Source organism: Flavobacterium endoglycinae, assembly GCF_017352115.1.
In the GTDB taxonomy this organism is placed as follows: domain Bacteria; phylum Bacteroidota; class Bacteroidia; order Flavobacteriales; family Flavobacteriaceae; genus Flavobacterium; species Flavobacterium endoglycinae.
On the sequence record NZ_CP071448.1, the window covers coordinates 2,110,687 to 2,129,485 of the forward strand.

General features: G+C 34.9%; 22 protein-coding genes. 15 read left to right on the forward strand and 7 right to left on the reverse strand.

The window, feature by feature from the left end:
- Nucleotides 1–263 precede the first annotated feature (263 nt).
- Complete coding sequence (locus J0383_RS09155) at nt 264–890, reverse strand: hypothetical protein (protein WP_207298098.1); 627 nt, start codon at nt 888–890, stop codon at nt 264–266.
- Nucleotides 891–1,242: 352 nt separating this feature from the next.
- Complete coding sequence (locus tag J0383_RS09160; protein WP_394369548.1) at nt 1,243–1,497, reverse strand: hypothetical protein; 255 nt, start codon at nt 1,495–1,497, stop codon at nt 1,243–1,245.
- A 66-nt stretch (nt 1,498–1,563) separates the two neighbouring features.
- Here J0383_RS09160 and J0383_RS09165 point away from each other — a divergent pair, with 66 nt between their 5' ends.
- Genes J0383_RS09165 through J0383_RS09185 form a run of 5 tightly spaced genes read left to right on the forward strand, consistent with a single transcriptional unit; the run spans nt 1,564 to nt 3,805 of the window.
- Entirely contained in the window at nt 1,564–1,794 is a 231-nt protein-coding gene (locus J0383_RS09165; protein WP_207298099.1) for a helix-turn-helix domain-containing protein, read from the forward strand.
- A gap of 14 nt (nt 1,795–1,808) precedes the next feature.
- The gene (locus J0383_RS09170; RefSeq protein ID WP_207298100.1) at nt 1,809–2,282 is read left to right on the forward strand and encodes a YcxB family protein; all 474 of its coding nucleotides are present in this window, start codon (nt 1,809–1,811) and stop codon (nt 2,280–2,282) included.
- Between the two features lie 30 nt (nt 2,283–2,312).
- Nucleotides 2,313–3,068 carry a hypothetical protein gene (locus tag J0383_RS09175; protein WP_207298101.1) on the forward strand — a complete coding sequence of 252 codons (756 nt, stop codon included), beginning with the start codon at nt 2,313–2,315 and terminating at the stop codon, nt 3,066–3,068.
- Nucleotides 3,056–3,484 carry a hypothetical protein gene (locus J0383_RS09180; RefSeq protein ID WP_207298102.1) on the forward strand — a complete coding sequence of 143 codons (429 nt, stop codon included), beginning with the start codon at nt 3,056–3,058 and terminating at the stop codon, nt 3,482–3,484. Before J0383_RS09175 ends, J0383_RS09180 begins: the two co-directional genes overlap by 13 nt.
- Complete coding sequence (locus J0383_RS09185) at nt 3,485–3,805, forward strand: hypothetical protein (protein ID WP_207298103.1); 321 nt, start codon at nt 3,485–3,487, stop codon at nt 3,803–3,805.
- 296 nt (nt 3,806–4,101) lie between these two features.
- Here J0383_RS09185 and J0383_RS09190 read toward each other — a convergent pair whose 3' ends face one another.
- The 5 genes from J0383_RS09190 to J0383_RS09210 all read right to left on the reverse strand — a co-directional run bounded on the left by J0383_RS09190 (nt 4,102) and on the right by J0383_RS09210 (nt 11,106).
- The gene (locus tag J0383_RS09190) at nt 4,102–4,761 is read right to left on the reverse strand and encodes an HAD family hydrolase (RefSeq protein ID WP_207298104.1); all 660 of its coding nucleotides are present in this window, start codon (nt 4,759–4,761) and stop codon (nt 4,102–4,104) included.
- Between the two features lie 455 nt (nt 4,762–5,216).
- Nucleotides 5,217–6,800, reverse strand: coding sequence for an efflux MFS transporter permease (locus J0383_RS09195; RefSeq protein ID WP_207298105.1), 1,584 nt, complete (start codon nt 6,798–6,800; stop codon nt 5,217–5,219).
- A 1-nt stretch (nt 6,801) separates the two neighbouring features.
- Nucleotides 6,802–7,854, reverse strand: coding sequence for an HlyD family secretion protein (locus tag J0383_RS09200; RefSeq protein ID WP_207298106.1), 1,053 nt, complete (start codon nt 7,852–7,854; stop codon nt 6,802–6,804).
- 495 nt (nt 7,855–8,349) lie between these two features.
- On the reverse strand, nt 8,350–9,648 hold the full coding sequence (locus J0383_RS09205) for a TolC family protein (protein ID WP_239023290.1): 1,299 nt from the start codon (nt 9,646–9,648) through the stop codon (nt 8,350–8,352).
- A gap of 567 nt (nt 9,649–10,215) precedes the next feature.
- Nucleotides 10,216–11,106: an AraC family transcriptional regulator gene (locus J0383_RS09210; protein ID WP_239023293.1), complete on the reverse strand. Its 891-nt coding sequence runs from the start codon at nt 11,104–11,106 to the stop codon at nt 10,216–10,218.
- Nucleotides 11,107–11,332: 226 nt separating this feature from the next.
- On the opposite strand from J0383_RS09210, the gene ureA reads away from it, so the two are divergent.
- The 10 genes from ureA to J0383_RS09260 all read left to right on the forward strand — a co-directional run bounded on the left by ureA (nt 11,333) and on the right by J0383_RS09260 (nt 18,792).
- Nucleotides 11,333–11,635: an urease subunit gamma gene (gene ureA / locus J0383_RS09215; RefSeq protein ID WP_207298108.1), complete on the forward strand. Its 303-nt coding sequence runs from the start codon at nt 11,333–11,335 to the stop codon at nt 11,633–11,635.
- A gap of 17 nt (nt 11,636–11,652) precedes the next feature.
- Nucleotides 11,653–12,021: an urease subunit beta gene (gene ureB, locus J0383_RS09220; RefSeq protein ID WP_207298109.1), complete on the forward strand. Its 369-nt coding sequence runs from the start codon at nt 11,653–11,655 to the stop codon at nt 12,019–12,021.
- A gap of 1 nt (nt 12,022) precedes the next feature.
- Nucleotides 12,023–13,744: an urease subunit alpha gene (gene ureC, locus J0383_RS09225; RefSeq protein WP_207298110.1), complete on the forward strand. Its 1,722-nt coding sequence runs from the start codon at nt 12,023–12,025 to the stop codon at nt 13,742–13,744.
- Nucleotides 13,745–13,810: 66 nt separating this feature from the next.
- On the forward strand, nt 13,811–14,470 hold the full coding sequence (locus J0383_RS09230) for a hypothetical protein (RefSeq protein ID WP_207298111.1): 660 nt from the start codon (nt 13,811–13,813) through the stop codon (nt 14,468–14,470).
- Nucleotides 14,467–14,976, forward strand: coding sequence for an urease accessory protein UreE (ureE, locus tag J0383_RS09235; RefSeq protein ID WP_207298112.1), 510 nt, complete (start codon nt 14,467–14,469; stop codon nt 14,974–14,976). The genes J0383_RS09230 and ureE overlap by 4 nt, the downstream gene beginning before the upstream one ends.
- Nucleotides 14,969–15,661, forward strand: coding sequence for an urease accessory protein UreF (locus J0383_RS09240; protein WP_207298113.1), 693 nt, complete (start codon nt 14,969–14,971; stop codon nt 15,659–15,661). The genes ureE and J0383_RS09240 overlap by 8 nt, the downstream gene beginning before the upstream one ends.
- Before the next feature lie 63 nt (nt 15,662–15,724).
- Complete coding sequence (ureG, locus tag J0383_RS09245) at nt 15,725–16,363, forward strand: urease accessory protein UreG (RefSeq protein WP_207298114.1); 639 nt, start codon at nt 15,725–15,727, stop codon at nt 16,361–16,363.
- Nucleotides 16,364–17,161, forward strand: a complete 798-nt coding sequence (locus tag J0383_RS09250; protein WP_207298115.1) for an urease accessory protein UreD — start codon at nt 16,364–16,366, stop codon at nt 17,159–17,161.
- Nucleotide 17,162: 1 nt separating this feature from the next.
- Nucleotides 17,163–17,864 (forward strand): hypothetical protein, encoded by a 702-nt coding sequence (locus tag J0383_RS09255; RefSeq protein ID WP_207298116.1) that lies wholly within the window; start codon nt 17,163–17,165, stop codon nt 17,862–17,864.
- A 34-nt stretch (nt 17,865–17,898) separates the two neighbouring features.
- Nucleotides 17,899–18,792 carry an urea transporter gene (locus tag J0383_RS09260; protein WP_207298117.1) on the forward strand — a complete coding sequence of 298 codons (894 nt, stop codon included), beginning with the start codon at nt 17,899–17,901 and terminating at the stop codon, nt 18,790–18,792.
- Nucleotides 18,793–18,799: the final 7 nt, after the last annotated feature.

An 18,799-nucleotide genomic window follows, 5' to 3' on the forward strand; every position in this document is an offset into this window, starting at 1 on the left:
CATTTAAATTAATAATAGGCAAATGTAATGTAGCATAAATCGCCCATTTTACGTAAAATCGTAAAATGGGCGATTTATTAATTTCTAATAAATTTTTACTAAATACTCTATTCTATTTCAAACATTGCCCAAGGTTTCAACCTTGGGAGACAAAGATTGTCGACAATGATTGCGTTCCAATGGTTGAAACCATTGGCTATGTTTTTAACTGAAAACTTGTCATTCCGAAGAACGAGGAATAACAAATAATGAGAAAATCTTCTTTATTTCTCCATCGCCTTCTTCACAATCTCCAAAAGCTCTTCTTTGGTCATAAATAAATTCATAAAATCTTCGAGATTTCCTTCATTGGTTATTTCACTAAAAAAACCTGTGCGATCAGTACCGAATAAAGTTGGGTTTTCTGGGTTTGGGTCAGATAAAGCAATATAAAAACTATCTGGAAAACCGTAGCTTGTCGCGAGCAGAATAAAATCTGGGGTTGTGTCGTTGGTTACTTTTGTGATTTCGCTTAAATCCGTGTATTCGTCTGTGAAATCTCTATACCATTCTTTATAATCTGCAGTGCCTTCTTTGAAAGGTGTAAAAGAACTAACTTCCCAAAACATCTGTCCAAATCCTTCGGTCGTTTTGCAGAAATATTTCTGAATGAGCTTATCGTAAAAAGCTTCGTTGTTTTCTTTAAAAAGAGCTTCATTTTCATCGACGAAATCTCCAATCCCGAAAATAGGTTCTTGATCTTCAGCAGAAGCCCAAGGTGCATCTTCTGGTTTTGGATAAAGAACAGTATCAAAAGTTATAGATTGTAAATCTTCTTGAAGCGAATTTCCTTTTACATTATCGATGTTTCCGCCTAATTTTTTAATTCGTTCCAAGATTTCCTTTTTCATATTTCATTATTTTTAAATCGCGGGTAAAAATAAGATTTTTCTGAATTAATAATTTATGGATTGATGTAATTTAACTTTTATTTATCTGGTTTTCTCACCTTGACGAAAGGAGTTTTTTATCAGCATCGCCAACTGGTTGTACATATAAGAAAAAAATGTTGAAGTCTCTCCTAATTTTTGTTGGTTTGCTGTTTGGCTTCTCCTTTCGTCGAAATGAAAATCTATAATATCAATCATCTTGACGAAAGGAGATTAACATATTGGCAGCTTTTATATCATGAAAAAAAATTGTGGGGACAATTTCTATATACCAATTTGCTTTTGTTTCTCCTTTCGTCGAAATGAAAGTATTTTAATCAATCTCTAAATAAGGATCAAGAACTTCTGCCAATCGATTGAGCCAGTAAAAGTTATCATCGATATTCTTGAATTCAGATTCTATCGTTTCGCACCCGCGCATCGAACACAACGAAAGCACATAATTTACTTCTCGAATGGTTTTCGCCATATCTTTTGCATCAATTACATCAGTAAAAAAATCTTTTAGTCTGGTTTCAAGTTCTTTTGAAATATTTTCTGTAACTATTATCTTATTTTTTAAAGTCATCAAATATAATACTTTTGAGCACATAAATGTGACCTAAGCAAAAATAAATCTTAGGAATTTTGAAATATGGATATTTCACAAGAAACTTTTATTGCAAGTCTTGGCGTTCACATTAGACAATTACGAGAAAAGAAAGGCATGTCTCAACAAGATTTGGCTGATGATAGTGAAATTCGTAAAACTCAAATAGGTAGAATAGAAAGAGCTGAAATAAATACCACCATAAAAACTCTTATAAAAATCGCCAATGCTTTAGATGTTGAACCTAAAGAATTGCTTGATTTTCCTTTGAAATAAATCTTTAAATTCTAATGATCAAAACCAAAAAATTTCAACTTACCCAAAAAGAATACTTCTCATTTATTATTAGAATTTTATTAAAAAAGAGATGGTGGCTTTATGCTTTTATCATATTTCTTTCTGTTGCAATCCTTTTTAAGGACAACAAAGATTCTTCAGACACTTTTATTATTGTTTTTGGTTTTCTTTATCCGCTAATTATATTATTTCAATATTGGCGATTGACATATTCAAAAGAAAATAAGATCATTTATAAAGAAAGACAATATGAAATTTTCTCCGATAGAATTATTGCTTACATGGGAGAAATCTCAGAAGGAACAATTGACAATCAAAATTTTATAAAGACTTTCGAATTAAAAGATCTTTATCTTTTATATATTTCAAAAGGTCAATGTTTTTACTTTCCAAAAAGAATTTTCGAATCTCACGAAGATGAAAATTGGTTTAGAAATGAAGTCTTTTTAAAAATTAAGAATAAATGATTATTGCTAAAGCTGTTTGACTGAAACTTTATGAAAAAACATCTTCTAAGTTTTTTTGATGATTGGAAGAAGCCAATATTATTTTGGTTTATTTCAATCCTTCTTTTGTTATTTTCCAGCTCATTAAACAATCCGCTTATTGAAAATATCATTTTCGGATTATTTTGTCTTGCCATATTCTGTTTATTAGTTTCGGCTGTTTATCAGCTTTCCAAAAAACGATGGCTCAAAAGTCTTGTTAGTTTATTTCTATTTGGCGTAACAGTATTGATATTGATTCTGTTTTCACTCGCATCATTTTTTATAACAGACGAAACACCAGATACTTGGGCAAAAAACCTAACAATTCCAAAAAACATTCAAATAGATAATCCAGTTGATTTGGATAATTATGCAAAATTCGAAGGACAAAGACCTGACAGCATAACAAATAGAGTTGTAGAAAAAATTGACTTTCAACTTTATAATTCATTCCAACCTGGACTTTATGAATTTGATTTTTGGATAGGAAAAATTGAAAGCGGTTCCATTTATTTAAAAGTATTTGAAATTACTCATAACGAGGCTCTTTCTACTGACGATTTGCCCAGAACTAGTTCGATTCAAATTTACAATCCAACTGACAGCATAAAGAAATTTAGCACCAGTGATGATTTTACAATTTACGAAGGCGATTGGGGACAACCATACGCTGCAAGGTTTGAAGTTTGGTTCAAACCAGATAATGGAAAACAAGAAAGAAAATTATTCTCTAAAAATTATAAAATTGAAGGATGGATGAGATAAAATCAAAACGAAGAAACACACAATTGGTTATTTTGTTATTATCTAGTATTGTAATACTAACCAGCTTTATAAATTTTAGAGGTTTTCATGCTAAATTCTATAATAAAACCGGAGAGAATCTTGATTCTTTGGTAATTGCAGGAACGTTTATGGGCAGTTTAAAAAATGATGAATCAACAAAAAACATTGATTTTAAGAAATTTGGTTTTGATGGTTCAATACCATACGAAGAAATTAGCGCTAATTCGAATACTAAAAAATTAAACAATCTTCATTGGAGTTGGTGTGGCACCGAAAGAAATACAAAATCAAGAGGTTCGTATAATTTTGACATCAAAAAAGTTTTAGATGAAGACGGAAATACTTGTTTGTTTTTAGTGGAACATAACAAAAAGATATTCTGGGAGGAGAAATAAATGAAAAATCTCAAAAATCTTCATTTAACTCAGAAAATTGCAATTGCAATTCCTGTTTTATTTATTTTAAGCGGTTTGACAAAACGTTATGTCGAAAGATTTCGATTTTCAACAGATTTTCGCTGGATCTATGAATACGGAAGTAACGGTGCTTTTCTTTTAATCATATTCCTTGTTATTTTTTCTTTCGCTAATTCTATTTTGATGCTTCGAGATTTAAAAATAGAATGGCCTAAAAAAATGTTGTGGCTATTATTAAGCTCTTCCGTTTTTCTTTTAGCAGCAGGTTTAATGATCGCAATAGAATTCGACATCGTTTAATTAATTCTAAAAACTTCGGCTAAAGCCTTTCCTAAAAACCATAAAAAAAATCTCCAGCTAAAGCAGGAGGCAATTCAGTGATTTTGTCATTTCGACTTAAGGAGAAATCTCACGCGGGATTCGAGACAGATTGAAGATTTTCCTTGTGGAATTTCTAGTATTATTCTCCTCCGTCGAAATGACAAACTTTGCAGCAAATACTTTGGCACATAAAAAAACCTTTGTCAAAGTTTAAAACTTTGACAAAGGTCTCAACATATAGTTTTTTGGAATTTGGGATTTAAAAAAATTGGAATTTACTTCCCTAACAATTCTAATATCTTATCCACATTCACTTCGCTATAATCATTGATATAAAAATCACATATCGGAAGTTCTTCTTTGGTATGCGTACTTAAAACACCAACGACTTTCATTCCCGCATTTAATCCTGCTGTAACGCCCGAAAAAGAATCTTCGAAAACCACACAATCAAATGGAGAAACGCCCACTCGTTCTGCCGATTTTAAATATACTTCTGGATTTGGTTTATGAAATGTAACATCTTCGCTAGACATCATCGAATCCATTTTTTGGTCGAGTTTCAGGAAATTGGCAATCAAATCTAAATTGGCACGCGGCGCCGAAGTGGCAACCGCTGTTTTGAATCCGCGTGATTTTAGCTCTTCTAAAAACTGCATATAATGCGGAATTGTTTCGACTTTGTCTTTGTAAATCTCACGAAACATTCCTTCTTTTTCGTCTTCAAGTTTCGTCAATTCTTCTCCTTCGATTGGGCGTTTGAAGAAATGCGACATAATGTAACTATTGTGTTTTCCGTACATATGCTCTTCAAATTCTTGATTGGTATACGGAATTTTATATTTATTGAAAAATTCTTCAAAAGCGACTACATGATGCGGATTGGTGTGGCAAATCACGCCGTCCATATCAAAAATTACACATTGCTGGCTCATAATTTTATTTGTTTTAAACGGGTGCAAGATACGAGCATTTATATTGTTTCTAGTCTTAAAGTACGTTAATAAAGTCTTATTTCTCGCAGGATTTTGTTTAGAATCTCGCAAAGTCGCTAAGACGCAAAGTTTTTTTGTTTCACGCAGATTTTAAAAAGATTTAAGAGGATATACGCAGATTTTTTGAATCTCGCAAAGTCGCTAAGACGCAAAGTTTTTTTACGCAGATTTAAAAAGATTTAAGCAGATATGCACAGAGTATTTATTTCTACAATCTCAAAAATTAAATCTGCTAAAATCTGCAGAATCTGCGTGAAACAAAAAAAAATCTTTTAATCTTATTATCCCGATAGCTATTAGGAGTGGCAAAAAAATCTTTGCGACTCTGCGACTTTGCGAGATTAAATCACGTTTTTTTTTGGAATTTGGAATTTAAAAAAATTGGAATTTGCATTTTAGCCGATCCAAATTTTACTTTTCACCAAAGTCATTGTCTGTCTCAAATGCTGATTACACGCAATTAGAATAATCAAAACCACTAAACCGTAACCAACAATAGTATAAATTTCCATATCGGCCAATAAAGTCGATTGTTTGGCGATTGTGCCGAAAACCTTTTTCATGGCCAGAACATTCGCATTATCTGCCGAATAACCTTTGGCCATAAAACTTTGTGTTGTGGAAGTAATTGTGTTCTGTGCTTCGGGATTTTCTCCAGATACAAATTGGCTTAGCTTCAAGAAATGTTTTTTATTTAAGAAAACAATCGCATTCTGCATAACGCAGAAACCAACTGTGCTTCCCCAGAAACGTCCTGAAACCCCAACAATCCCAGAAGAAACCGCCATATTTGCCGGAACCGATGATGTGGTAAATAAGATGAGCGGAACAAATAAAAACCCAACACCAATTCCTTGCAAAATATAGGGAACAATAATATCGCTCAGCGCAACATCTGGTACAAAAAGAAACGTAAACCAGAAGTGGAAAATAGCAATGAGCGAAAAACCAATCATGAAAATAATTTTAGTTGAAACAGATTTCATCAGGAAAAAAGCAGCCAGAACTAATCCGATTACATTTCCTAGTCCGTTTATGTATTGTACGCCTGCCACACGCGATGGATCCCAATTCCAGATGGAAAACATCGCCGAATGACAAAGACTCAACGTCGCTCTGCTGATATAGAAAAGGAAAAACAATAAAAATCCTATTCGTAGATTGGCGTATTTTATGACTTCAAAATCAAAACTTGGTCTTTTTACCAAACGTTCTTTAAAGATGAACAACCCGCCTGTGATGAGCGAAATCATCAACGCCAAAACCATTTCTGACGATTGAAACCAATATTTTTTTTCGGCATACACAAAAAAGTAGGCACCGCAAAGAATCGAAATTAAAACCAAAAAATAACTCATCCAGTCGATTTGATACAACGGAATCTTCTTTGTAATTCGGTGCCCTCTGAAAGTAACTAAGATTAAAAAGACGTTTAAAACCTGCAGTCCGCCCGAAACATACAGCATGTATTTCCAATCGTAATGATCGAGAAACCACACAGCAATATTCATAATAAAGGGCGTAGACAACAACAGCGAGCCATAATAAAATGAAAACCCGATGATAATGGCGTTTTTAGAATTGAATTGCTGAATAATCAATTGTCTGATTGTAATAGCAGGAAGCGCCATAAGAACACCTTCGGCAATTCTTAACAATAAAAAAACCGAAAAATTGGTAACATAACCCGATAAAACAATCGTAATTCCGATTAGAGAATATACGCCCATCAGATAATTTTTGGTTGGAAAAAAGCTCGAAAATCGGCTTTCTATCAAGATAGTTGCCAGCAAAGTTCCGTAGGTAACGCACATCGCGAACTGCAAATCTTCAGGCTCAATATCCAGAAAACTCGCCGCATACGTTACGTTTGACGTGTAAACTCCCAATAAAATCATGGAATGCAGCAAACAAACGAACAAAATAGTAATGATCGCCCATTTTGGAACCCATGATTTAAATATACTTTTATCTTCCATTTTATTTGTGCGCAGCAACAATCGTAATGTTCATTCCTGCTCTTAAAAAATCGGTTTGCTTGTCTTGTTCTTTTAACTGAATTCGAACTGGAATTCTCTGTTCGATTTTCACAAAGTTTCCAGTCGCATTATCAGGAGGAAGCAGCGAAAATCTCGCACCGCTCGCAGGCGATAACGAAGCAATTGTTCCCGCAAAAGTTTTGTCATTTATAGCATCAGCTTTGATTTCTACTTCTTGCCCAACGGTTAAATACTGCAATTGTGTTTCTTTAAAATTGGCTGTAATCCATTTTTCTTTACTTACAATAGAAAGCAAAGACTGCCCTTCTTTTACCAGTTGTCCTGGCTGTAAAGTTCTTTTTCCAACCCATCCGTCATAAGGTGCTGTAATTATGGTGTACGAAAGAAATAATGCCGCATTATCTGCAACCGCTTGCTTTGAAGCAATATTAGTTTGCGTTGTTGGAACATTCGCTTCGGCAACTGAAGTGCTTAATGAAGCCGAATGAATTCTGTTTTTCATTTCCGAAAAATGTGCCTGAGCCGATTCGTAATCTGCTTTTACTTTTTCTAATTGCTGAGAAGTTGCCGCTTCTTCGGTTACCAAAGCTTTATATCTTTCGTATTCTAATTTTGTTTTCCAAAGGTTTGCTTTTGCAGCTTCCAATTGTGCTTCGTTAATTGCCGTTGCACTTGCTGTGTTAATAGCATTTTTCTGAGCCACAACACTATTTTGCTGTGCATTTTGAACATCGGCAAGAGCCACATTCAATTTCGATTTGTATTCTCTGTTATCAATCACTACCAAAGTATCGCCTTTATGCACAAATTGGTTTTCGTCAAAACGAACTTCCTGTACATAACCTGTAATTCTCGACATAATTGGCGTAACGTATTGTTCTACCTGAGCGTCATTGGTTTCTTCGTGATTTCTATTAAACACATAAAACCAAATTCCCAAAATAACTCCGCTTATAACCAGCGTACACGCAATAATTGTTATCAGTATATGAAACGTTTTATTTCTTTTAGTTTCATTTTTTATCTTAACCATTTTTTTTATCTCTTTAATTTTTTTTCCCCGAATTGAAATCCGGCGCTACAATATGAAAACTATATTCTTTAATCTTTTCTCTCCCCGGATTGAAATCCGGCGCTACAATATGGAGCGTTCCTACGGAACTGAGAAACAATACTTTTAATCTTTTTTCTCCCCGGATTGAAATCCGGCGCTACAACATGAAGCGTTCCTACGGAACTGAGAAACTATACTGTTAATCTTTTTTCTCCCCGGATTAAAATCCGGCGCTACAACATGAAGCGTTCCTACGGAACTGAGAAACAATACTTTTAATCTTTTTTCTCCCCGGATTGAAATCCGGCGCTACAACATGAAACGTTCCTACGGAACTGAGAAACAATACTTTTAATCTTTTCTCTCCCCGGATTGAAATCCGGCGCTACAATATGAAGCGTTCCTACGGAACTGAGAAACAATACTTTTAATCTTTTCTCTTGCTTCTTTCTTCTAACTTTTCACATCTAACATTTAACTTCCCGCATTAGGCATAATCCCCGCCGTGTGCATCATTTCGTAATGTTTCAAAACAGCATCCAAATGCGTAGCAATTTTGTTGTATTTCGCTTGAAGCAGAGCATTATCAGCATCTACCATTTCGGTAATTAAAACCAACTGGTTTAAGTATTTCAGCTTTACGATTCGGTAGTTTTCTTCGGCTAAATCCAAAGCTTTGTCAACCACAACAAACTTTTCAAGGATTTCCTGATACTGTGTATGATCTTTGTACAACTGATCCTGAATTTCATCTTTTATGATTTCATTCTGCATTTTCTGCATATCGATTTTAGTATTCGCTTTGGCTACTTTCGTTTTGTTTTTGTACAAAGCCGAAAGATCAAAACGTGCCTCGATTCCCACCTGACCTAAAGTGTACAAATACGGATTTGGCGGAAAGAATTTGTAGTTGGGATAATAAAAACCATAATTTCCGAAGAAGTTTACGCTTGGCAGATAATTCCCTTTTACCAATTTCAATTCAGTTTTACTGATGTCTAATTCTTGGCTTGCCATTCTCATTTCTTCGTTCTGCATCGCTTTACTCAAGTAAAAATCGTACGGATCTACGCCGTTCATTTCATCCAGACTTGCAGTGGTGTCAATTGCAATTTCTTCATTTTCCGGAATTTGAATTAAAGTCTTCAGATCGTGAAGCGCTATTTGAATGTTTTTGGAGTTTGTAAGCGCATTTAGCTCACGATCTGAGAGCTGTAATTCGGCACGTATAACCTCATTTTTGGTTACCGTTCCGTGTTTTTGAAGCGATTGCACTTCCTTTAATCGGTTCTTTTCTTCTTTGATATTTTCTTCAAATATTTTTTGAAGTTCCATCATTTTATAAATCGCTAGATAATTGGCCACAACTTGCAGCTCAATATCATTTTCTGTTTTTTCCGATTTTATTTTGGCAATTTCGTTTTCCTGATTCGCAATTTTAATCGCGTTATTAATCTTGTTTCCAACGTAAATTGGCATTTTAAAAGTTGAATTGACCTCATAGATTTCAGGAATTGCGGGCGTAACTTCTTTGTCTTTTAAGAAACCGCTTCCTTTAAATTCTGTAATGTTGGTAATTCTAGAGTACATTCCGTTTAGTTGTACATCTGGCAATCTAAGTTCTTTTCTTTCTTTGATGTTTTGCTCAGCGAGCGTAATCTCCAGTTGAGATTTAAGGACTTTTTTATTGTTTTCCTTCGCCAGTTTCATCGCTTCTTGTAAAGAAACCGTATGAACTTCCTGAGCTTGTAAACTATTGAATACTAACATCATTAGTAAAATCAATAGGCTTCTGGGAAAACAATCTTCTTTAGAGTTTGTTTTTGTAAGGAACATGGATATTTAAATAATTTATGCTGCAAAGTTCTTTCATTTTTTTGTTGGCTGAAGATTATAAAAAGTCAATAACATATTCATTTCGGACAAATGTTAAAATTCCATTTTTCGAAAACGATATATTAAAATACTGAAAAACAAATAGTTGAAAATAATAATTATTTCACGCAGATTTAAAGCGATTTAAGCAGATGAGCACAGATTTTTGTTTTTTCTCTTGCAGATTTACATAGAAAATAATCTCGAAAAGACGCTAAATCGCAAATATATATTGAATTGCCTCCAGCTTTAGCTGGAGGTTAATAAAGGAAGCTAAAAGGCTTTAGCCAAATGTAGAGTTTGGCTAAAGCCCTTTTTATAAGCTTTTGCAATACCTCCAGCTAAAGCTGGAGGCAATTCAATATTTCGAAAATCAACTTAAATCTGTAAAATCTGCGAGAGAAAATTTCAGCTTCGAATAAAGAAAATCAGCTTAAATCTAAATAGATCTGCGTGAAATAAAATCTATTTACCGCGTTCCAAAATTTCCTCTCCGTTTAAGTAATCAGAAGGTCTTTGTCCTAAAATTTTGAAAAAAGTATTACTGAAAGTTGGAACACTATTATAACCAACTTCCAGAGCTACCTCTTTTACAGAAAGCTTTCTTTCTAATAAAAGTTCGATGGCTTTAAGGATCCTTCGAATGGTGTAATATTGAATAAACGACATTTTGAGATCTTTCTGAAATAAGCGATACAAAGAACGTTCGCTATAACCGAATTCATGTGCCACATCTGCAAAAAGAATCGTTTCTCCCAGATTATTTTCGATATATCGAAGAATTTTTCCCAAACGCGCATCTTTAGCCTGAGGCAATTCTAAAGGCAAGTTGGTATGACATATCTGCGGAAGAATTGCTTTTATGGCTTTTGCAATAACAAAACTCGGGCTTCCTTTTTTCAAATCACCATTCCACTGATTGGTAAACATCATCATTTGAAGCAATAAATTGTTTACTGGATAAATGCCTTCGCTTCTGTAGAATTCATCTTCATCTTTTTCAACCGGAAAATAGAGATTTCGCATCATCACTTGCTCCGACTTCGGATGAATACTATGCTCTACTCCACTCGGAATCCAAATAAAATGTCTTGCAGGCAGGAAGTACGATTTTGTTTCAGTAGTCACAAAAACTACATCGCCTTCAGCGTATAACATTTGCGCTTTGTCGTGTTTGTGCGTTGGAACCAGCAATTCGCCCATTATATCATGATGACAGTAAATGCTCTTTTTATCGGCATCTACTTTCTTGATATAATATTTGTCTACTTTGAAAGGTGGTTGTTCCATTCTGAAATCGAATACAATTTGTTTTTTGAGCATAAAGGTACAGAAGATCTCAATTCTAGATTTCAAGTTTAACAAAAACGTTTTTTACGTATTAGCAAGATTATCAAAACAATAGAGTTTTTTCTTTCTTATTTAAGTTAAAAAAATCCAAAAATCAAGTCTTCATTTGTCACGTTTTTGAACATTCTAAATATTTTTTTTGATAGCCTGCGGGCTCACTGCCTTTCTAATTTTACCATGTTAATGATCGAGATCTAACAGGTAAATATTATCCAACTTAAAAAAAATAATTATGCATTTAACTCCGAGAGAAACAGAAAAGCTTATGCTTTTTTTGGCAGGTGAGCTGGCTCTTAAAAGAAAAGCCAGAGGTCTTAAATTGAATTATCCAGAATCTGTAGCGCTTATAAGCCACTTTTTACTGGAAGGTGCCAGAGACGGGAAAAAAGTAGCACAACTAATGCAGGAAGGCGCACAAATCCTAACTATTGATGATGTAATGCCGGGTGTAGCCGAAATGATTCATGATGTACAGATTGAAGCCACTTTTCCTGACGGAACCAAACTGGTAACGGTTCATAACCCTATACGTTAATCCTTAAAAATCAAAACATGATACCAGGAGAAATTTTTGTAAAAGAAGGCACTATTATCTGCAATGAAGGCAGAGAAACTGTAAAAATAAAAGTAACAAACACAGGCGATCGTCCTATTCAGGTGGGCTCTCATTTTCACTTTTTTGAAGTAAACAAAGCAATGCGTTTTAATCGCGAAAAAGCTTTTGGAAAACGATTAAATATTGTAGCAAGCACCGCTGTTCGTTTTGAACCGGGAGAAGAAAAAGAAGTAGAATTGGTAGCAATTGGCGGACGCAAAAAAGCAATTGGATTTAATAATCTGGTATGCGGACAAACCGATTCTGAAAAACAGAAACAAGAAAGTATTGCAAAAGCTGCACAGTTAAATTTTAAAAATCAGTAAGATGAGCTTAAAGGTAGATAGAAAACAGTATGCCAATATATTAGGCCCAACAGCAGGAGATAAAATCCGTTTGGGAGATACAGATCTAATTATTGAAATTGAAAAAGATTACACAAGTTATGGTGATGAAGCTGTTTTTGGCGGTGGAAAAACGGTACGTGATGGAATGGGACAAAATGTTACAGCAAAAAGAAACGAAGGTGTTCTTGACCTTTGTATTACAGGAGCGGTAATTATTGACCACTGGGGAATTGTAAAAGCTGATATCGGTATTAAAGACGGGAAAATCGTAGCTATTGGTAAAGCTGGAAATCCTGATACAATGGATGGTGTTTCTCCAAATATGATTATTGGAGCATCTACAGAAGTTCATGGAGGAAAAGGTTACATTGTAACAGCGGGAGGAATTGATACACACATTCACTTTATTTGTCCGCAGCAAATTGAAACTTCTTTGTACAGCGGTATCACCACTATGATAGGTGGTGGAACGGGTCCAAATGACGGAACAAATGCAACTACTTGTACACCTGGAAAATTCAATATTCAGAAAATGCTTGAAGCATCGGAAGAATATCCTATGAATCTTGGGTATTTTGGAAAAGGAAATTGTTCTGCCGAAGAACCTCTTGAAGAACAAGTTGAAGCGGGTGCTCTTGGTTTGAAAATACACGAAGATTGGGGAGCAACTCCTGCCGTAATAGATGCTTCTTTAAAAGTGGCTGATAAATATGATGTACAAGTTGCCATTCATACCGATACTTTAAATGAAAGCGGTTTCCTTGAAGACACAATGCATGCGATTAACGGCCGAGTAATTCATACTTTCCATACAGAAGGTGCTGGTGGTGGTCACGCTCCAGATATTATTAAAGCAGCAATGTATCCAAATGTGCTTCCTGCGTCTACAAACCCAACTCGTCCTTACACAGTCAACACAATCGACGAGCACTTAGATATGTTGATGGTTTGCCACCACTTGAGCAAAAACATTCCAGAAGACGTCGCTTTTGCTGATTCTCGTATTCGTCCTGAAACAATTGCGGCAGAAGATATCCTTCATGACATGGGAGTTTTCAGTATCATGAGTTCAGATTCTCAAGCAATGGGAAGACCAGGTGAAGTCATTACAAGAACTTGGCAGACTGCCAGTAAAATGAAAGATCAAAGAGGGTATTTAACCGAAGACAAAACTTCTGAAAATGACAATTACCGCGCAAAAAGATATGTTGCCAAATACACTATCAATCCGGCAATTGCTCACGGAATTTCAGAATATGTGGGTTCTATCGAAGCAGGAAAACTAGCTGATCTTGTGATCTGGAAACCTGCATTATTTGGAGTAAAACCAGATATTATCGTTAAAGGCGGATTTGTAATTGCTAGCAAAATGGGAGATCCTAACGCTTCTATTCCAACACCTCAGCCTGTAATTTACAGAAATATGTTTGGAGCTCACGGAAAAGCCAAATTTGGTACTTGTGCCAATTTCGTTTCTCAAATTTCTATTGATAACGGAGCTGTGGCGTCTTACAAATTAGAAAAAATGATTCTGCCGGTAAAAAACTGCCGAAACATTTCTAAAAAGGATCTTATCCATAACGACAAAACTCCAGTAATTGAAGTTAATCCTGAAAACTATAAAGTAACTGTAGACGGCGAATACATTACCTGCGAACCAGCAGAAAAACTGCCGCTAACACAATTGTATTATTTGTTTTAGAAATAAGGGTTTTAAAAGGCTCGGAACAATTCCGAGCCTTATTTTAAAAATTAAAAAGACATCAAAATGAAAAATATTCTTAACAAAACATTATTTGCATTCGCAGTCGTAATTACTCTTTTTTCAGTTTCGATGAATGCGCAAACATTAGGCGGTTTACGATTAAAAGATACTGATGACGGACCAAAAGGACAATTCATGATTTATGGTTCATTAGATTATTCGAAAACCAATACACCTTCTACAAGCAGTAGTTCTTTTGGTACCAGTGCCAATGCAGGCGTGCCTATTGGAGTGGGATATTTTATTAATAACAACGATGTGGTGGGGGTAAATTATGCCTATGCTCAAAATGTTTTTAATGATAAAACCATTTACAAACAAAATGAAGCTGGAATCTGGTACAGCCCTTCGGTTACTTTAGGGAAATATTTTGCCTTAATTGGTCAGGTAGACGCGCATTATGTATGGGGACAAAAACAAACAGATGACACCGCTTCAATGAAAGATTTTAACGGATATCGTTTACGTGCTTATCCTTTATTTGCGGTTTTTCTAGGAAGTGGATGGGCTTTGAAATTTAAGTTTGGAGAGCTTTCTATGCTTGATACAAAAACTAAAGGTGAAGGATGGACTAAGAATTATGTAGCGGGTATCAGCGGTTCAACATTTGGTGTTGGAATCTCAAAAAACTTCAATTTCAAAAAAAAATCTAACCATTCATGATCATTAATGAAACTATAGGAAACATTTCGCAGTACCCAACAATTGAAAAACAAATCGATTATCTGGACTTGGAATGGTTTGAATGCACCAAAAGGATACAACGCAAGAAAACCCGCAGCGGAATTGAGATTGCCATTAAATTTCTAAAAGAAGGACAGCGTTTAAGAGAAGGCGATATTCTTTTTGAAGATGAAGAAAAAATAATAGCTGTCAACGTTTTGGAGACCGATGCAATTGTAATGAATCCGCATTCTATGATGGAAATGGGAACTATTTGTTATGAAATTGGGAACAAACACATTCCGCTTTTTATTCAAAACGGAAAAGTATTACTTCCATTTGAAATGCCCATTTTCAGATGGCTCGATGCTGCCGGTTTTTCGCCCAAACAACAATCTGTAAAACTGTTGAATCTTCTTAAATCAAACGTAGAACCTCACGGTCATGGAAATTTAGGTTCTTCAATATTTACCAAGATCTTAAAAATGGCTTCAAAAGATGAATAATTTAAACTTTTTATCGGCGCTGCTTCATCTTTCTGATCCCACATTGCCAATTGGAGGATATACACATTCTAACGGACTCGAAACGTATGTACAGAAGAGGATTGTTTGTAATCGAGAAACCGCAAAGGAATTTGTAGAAAACATGCTTCAATACAATCTCAAATACAACGATGGTTCTTTCATGAAATTGGCTTATGAAGCAGCAGAGAACAATGATCTCGAGTTACTATTAAAACTTGACAATGAATGCAATGCCTTAAAATGTGCCAAAGAAATTCGAAATGCAAGCCAAAAACTAGGAGTTCGTTTAATTAAAATATTCAAACGAAAAGAAAACTCTTCTTTGGTTGAATCATACGAGAAAGCTGTCCAAAATCAAGAGGCAACTTCGCATTACTGCATTGTATTTGGCATGTACGCTGCCTTAATGAAAATTCCTTTGTACGAAGCGCTTTTAGGATTTTATTACACCTCTGTTTCGGGAATGATTACCAATGCTGTAAAACTAGTTCCGCTTGGGCAGATTGACGGACAGGATATTCTATTCGCTCTTTATCCTACTATAGAAAAAACAGCTTTGGAAACCATTGCATTGGATCGAGACTCAATAGGAATATGCAGCACTTCATTCGATATTAATTGCATGCAGCACGAAAGGCTTTATTCGAGACTTTACATGTCTTAGTCTTAAATTAAAGACAAATTATACGATCTGATTTTTATCAGAGACGATTTAAATCTAAAAAAAATGAAAAATAGAAAATATATAAAAATTGGCGTAGCAGGACCTGTAGGTTCTGGAAAAACAGCTTTGCTGGAACGCTTAAGCAGAAGTTTATTTGGTAAATATGATCTTGCCGTTATTACGAATGATATTTACACCAAAGAAGATGCAGAGTTTATGGCAAAAAACAGTCTTTTGCCACGCGAAAGAATTATTGGCGTTGAAACTGGCGGATGTCCGCATACTGCAATTCGCGAAGATGCCAGTATGAACCTTGAAGCGGTAGATGAATTGGCAGCTCGTTTTCCTGACATCGAACTGATTCTTATTGAAAGCGGTGGTGACAATTTATCGGCAACCTTTAGTCCGGATCTTGCCGATGTCAGCATTTTTATCATTGACGTAGCCGAAGGTGAAAAAATACCAAGAAAAGGCGGTCCTGGCATTACAAGATCTGATCTTTTAATTATTAATAAAATCGACCTTGCACCTCATGTTGGCGCCAGCCTTCAGGTAATGGAAAATGATGCTCGAAGAATGCGAAACGGAAATCCTTTTGTATTTACTAATCTAAAAACCGACGAAGGTCTTGATAAAGTAATTGGCTGGATTCAAAAATATGCTCTTCTTGAAGAAATTGAAGAACCCAATCTGGTACGATAAATGAACAGCCATTTAAAAATCATAGCCGGATTTAAGCAAAGCAAATCGTATGTGAAGGACTTATATGTTTCGCTTCCTTTTAGAGTAGTTTCGGTTGGACAACTTAAAAATGATGGCAGATTGTACCAAATGGTAATGAGTTCTTCACCTGGAATTCTGGATGGAGATCATTATGACTTACAGGTTGCTTTAGAAAAAGGTGCTTCGCTGCAATTACAGTCACAATCCTATCAGAGGCTTTTTAACATGAAAGATCAGGCGAGTCAAGAACTAAATGTTTTGATGGAAGACGAAACCTCATTTTCATATGTTCCTCATCCTATAGTTCCTCATGAAGCTTCGAACTTTAAAAGTACAGCCAAAATTCATATCGGAAAAAAAAGCGACATCATCATCAGCGAGATTATTACCTGCGGGCGCAAACATCATGGGGAAGTTTTCAAACTAAAACGCTTTCAAAACCTGATGGAAATTTACCATGAGAATAAATTAATGGTAAAAGATAATGTGGTAATTCAACCCGATCTGATTCCTATTAACAGTATTGGAAATTTAGAACAATATACGCATCAAGGAACATTTATCTTTTTTAGTACAAAAGAAAATGTAAATAAAGAAGATCTGGCAGAAAACATCATCAATATGTCTAAAAATCAGAGCGAAATGGAAATTGGAATTTCAACAATGGAAAATAACGGTTTTGTATTGAGAGCAATAGCTCATGGAGGCGAAATAATGTATAATTTTTTCCTTCAGGTTCAGGAAATGCTCTGGTCATTAGATCAAAAACAACAATAAAATGAATAGTACAATTTGGGCGCTTTTGTTAAGTGCTGTTTCGATAAGTTTTATACATACGGCTTCTGGGCCAGATCACTATCTTCCTTTCATTGTATTGTCCAAATCAAAAAAATGGAGTAAATCAAAAACAGCCATTCTAACCATCACCTGCGGATTAGGACATGTTTTGAGCTCGCTGATATTAGGATTTATAGGTGTTTTTCTGGGTTGGCAATTAAATAAGATTTCATGGTTTCAGGATTTGAGAGGAAACTTTTCGGCATGGGCATTATTACTTTTTGGAGGTGCTTATCTTGTTTACGGTTTCGTTCAAGCTATTCAAAACAAACCTCATAAACACTTTGATGTTTTGGGCGATGATGTATATGTATTTGAACACAATCATACTGAAATTGTAATGCCGCAAAAACGAATAAAAGTAACGCCGCTGGTTCTCTTCATGATTTTTGTAATGGGACCAAGCGAACCTTTAATTCCACTCTTATTTTACTCAGGTGTAAAACATTCAGTCTATGAAATCACGGTCTTAATTACTTCATTTACGATAACAACAGTATTAACAATGTTAGGAATGGTTCTTCTAGGACGTTACGGTTACACAACTCTATTCAATACCGAAAAAATTGAACGCTACATGTCTTTAATAAGCGGTGCAGTTGTCACAATCTGCGGTATTGGAATGGTCTTTTTCGAATGGTAAAAAATAAATATTGACATTTTAAAAATTAAATACAATGAACAAGTTTTTTGAAAAAATACCTTTTGTAGACATTATCTTAAAAGGAATTGGGCAAATTATGCTTCAGGAAAATGCATGGACAGGATTATTATTCCTTATTGGTATTTTTCTAGGAAGCTGGCAAAGCGGTATCGCCATTTTACTTTCAACCGTAACAGGAACTTTTATTGCAATACAACTTAAGTACGATCAATCTGAAATCAATGCTGGATTGTATGGTTTTAGTGCTGCACTTGTGGGCGTTGCGTTATCTTTTATATTTCAGACTACTTGGCTTATCTGGATTCTTATCATTGTTGGAGGTGCTTTGGCAAGTATTATACAGCACTTTTTTATTCAGAAAAAAATTCCGGTTTTTACCTTTCCTTTTATCATAATAATTTGGTGTTGTGTGTTTGTTTTACATCATTTTACCAACATTCCTCCTTCTGATTTAATAACTGCGAAAGCAATCACTACTACTGATGATTTTTTAACTTCAACAAATAGTTTTGGAGAAGTTATCTTTCAAGGAGGTGCACTATCTGGAATTATTTTCTTCATTGCTGTTTTTATTAATTCTCCTTCTGCAGCTTTGTATGGATTTGTAGGATCATTGGTAGGAGCTTATATTTCACATCTTTACGGCGAACCTATTGATAAAATCCACATGGGATTATTTGGCTTCAATGCAGTTCTTTCGGCAATAGTTTTTTCAGGATTCAAAAAAATCGATGGATTATGGGTACTTTTGGCGGTAATATTTACTGTTCTTATAGATGATTTTCTGGTAAACAACAATGTATTGAACATTGTAGGCGGTGTATTAACATTTCCTTTCGTGTTAGGAACATGGATAGTTTTATTGCTGCAGAAAATCGCTAAACCCAAAACCCAAGAGCAGTTTTAAGAATAAT

What these genes read in the sequence shown, in the direction of transcription:
- J0383_RS09230 (WP_207298111.1), top strand. Translation starts at nt 13,811, where the DNA reads ATGAAAAATATTCTTAACAAAACATTATTTGCATTCGCAGTCGTAATT.
- J0383_RS09200 (WP_207298106.1), bottom strand. Translation starts at nt 7,854, where the DNA reads ATGGTTAAGATAAAAAATGAAACTAAAAGAAATAAAACGTTTCATATA.
- J0383_RS09255 (WP_207298116.1), top strand. Translation starts at nt 17,163, where the DNA reads ATGAATAGTACAATTTGGGCGCTTTTGTTAAGTGCTGTTTCGATAAGT.
- J0383_RS09180 (WP_207298102.1), top strand. Translation starts at nt 3,056, where the DNA reads ATGGATGAGATAAAATCAAAACGAAGAAACACACAATTGGTTATTTTG.
- J0383_RS09205 (WP_239023290.1), bottom strand. Translation starts at nt 9,648, where the DNA reads ATGATGTTAGTATTCAATAGTTTACAAGCTCAGGAAGTTCATACGGTT.
- J0383_RS09165 (WP_207298099.1), top strand. Translation starts at nt 1,564, where the DNA reads ATGGATATTTCACAAGAAACTTTTATTGCAAGTCTTGGCGTTCACATT.
- J0383_RS09240 (WP_207298113.1), top strand. Translation starts at nt 14,969, where the DNA reads ATGAATAATTTAAACTTTTTATCGGCGCTGCTTCATCTTTCTGATCCC.
- J0383_RS09185 (WP_207298103.1), top strand. Translation starts at nt 3,485, where the DNA reads ATGAAAAATCTCAAAAATCTTCATTTAACTCAGAAAATTGCAATTGCA.
- J0383_RS09155 (WP_207298098.1), bottom strand. Translation starts at nt 890, where the DNA reads ATGAAAAAGGAAATCTTGGAACGAATTAAAAAATTAGGCGGAAACATC.
- ureC (WP_207298110.1), top strand. Translation starts at nt 12,023, where the DNA reads ATGAGCTTAAAGGTAGATAGAAAACAGTATGCCAATATATTAGGCCCA.
- J0383_RS09260 (WP_207298117.1), top strand. Translation starts at nt 17,899, where the DNA reads ATGAACAAGTTTTTTGAAAAAATACCTTTTGTAGACATTATCTTAAAA.
- J0383_RS09250 (WP_207298115.1), top strand. Translation starts at nt 16,364, where the DNA reads ATGAACAGCCATTTAAAAATCATAGCCGGATTTAAGCAAAGCAAATCG.
- ureE (WP_207298112.1), top strand. Translation starts at nt 14,467, where the DNA reads ATGATCATTAATGAAACTATAGGAAACATTTCGCAGTACCCAACAATT.
- J0383_RS09160 (WP_394369548.1), bottom strand. Translation starts at nt 1,497, where the DNA reads ATGACTTTAAAAAATAAGATAATAGTTACAGAAAATATTTCAAAAGAA.
- ureG (WP_207298114.1), top strand. Translation starts at nt 15,725, where the DNA reads ATGAAAAATAGAAAATATATAAAAATTGGCGTAGCAGGACCTGTAGGT.
- J0383_RS09170 (WP_207298100.1), top strand. Translation starts at nt 1,809, where the DNA reads ATGATCAAAACCAAAAAATTTCAACTTACCCAAAAAGAATACTTCTCA.
- J0383_RS09175 (WP_207298101.1), top strand. Translation starts at nt 2,313, where the DNA reads ATGAAAAAACATCTTCTAAGTTTTTTTGATGATTGGAAGAAGCCAATA.
- J0383_RS09195 (WP_207298105.1), bottom strand. Translation starts at nt 6,800, where the DNA reads ATGGAAGATAAAAGTATATTTAAATCATGGGTTCCAAAATGGGCGATC.
- ureA (WP_207298108.1), top strand. Translation starts at nt 11,333, where the DNA reads ATGCATTTAACTCCGAGAGAAACAGAAAAGCTTATGCTTTTTTTGGCA.
- J0383_RS09190 (WP_207298104.1), bottom strand. Translation starts at nt 4,761, where the DNA reads ATGAGCCAGCAATGTGTAATTTTTGATATGGACGGCGTGATTTGCCAC.
- ureB (WP_207298109.1), top strand. Translation starts at nt 11,653, where the DNA reads ATGATACCAGGAGAAATTTTTGTAAAAGAAGGCACTATTATCTGCAAT.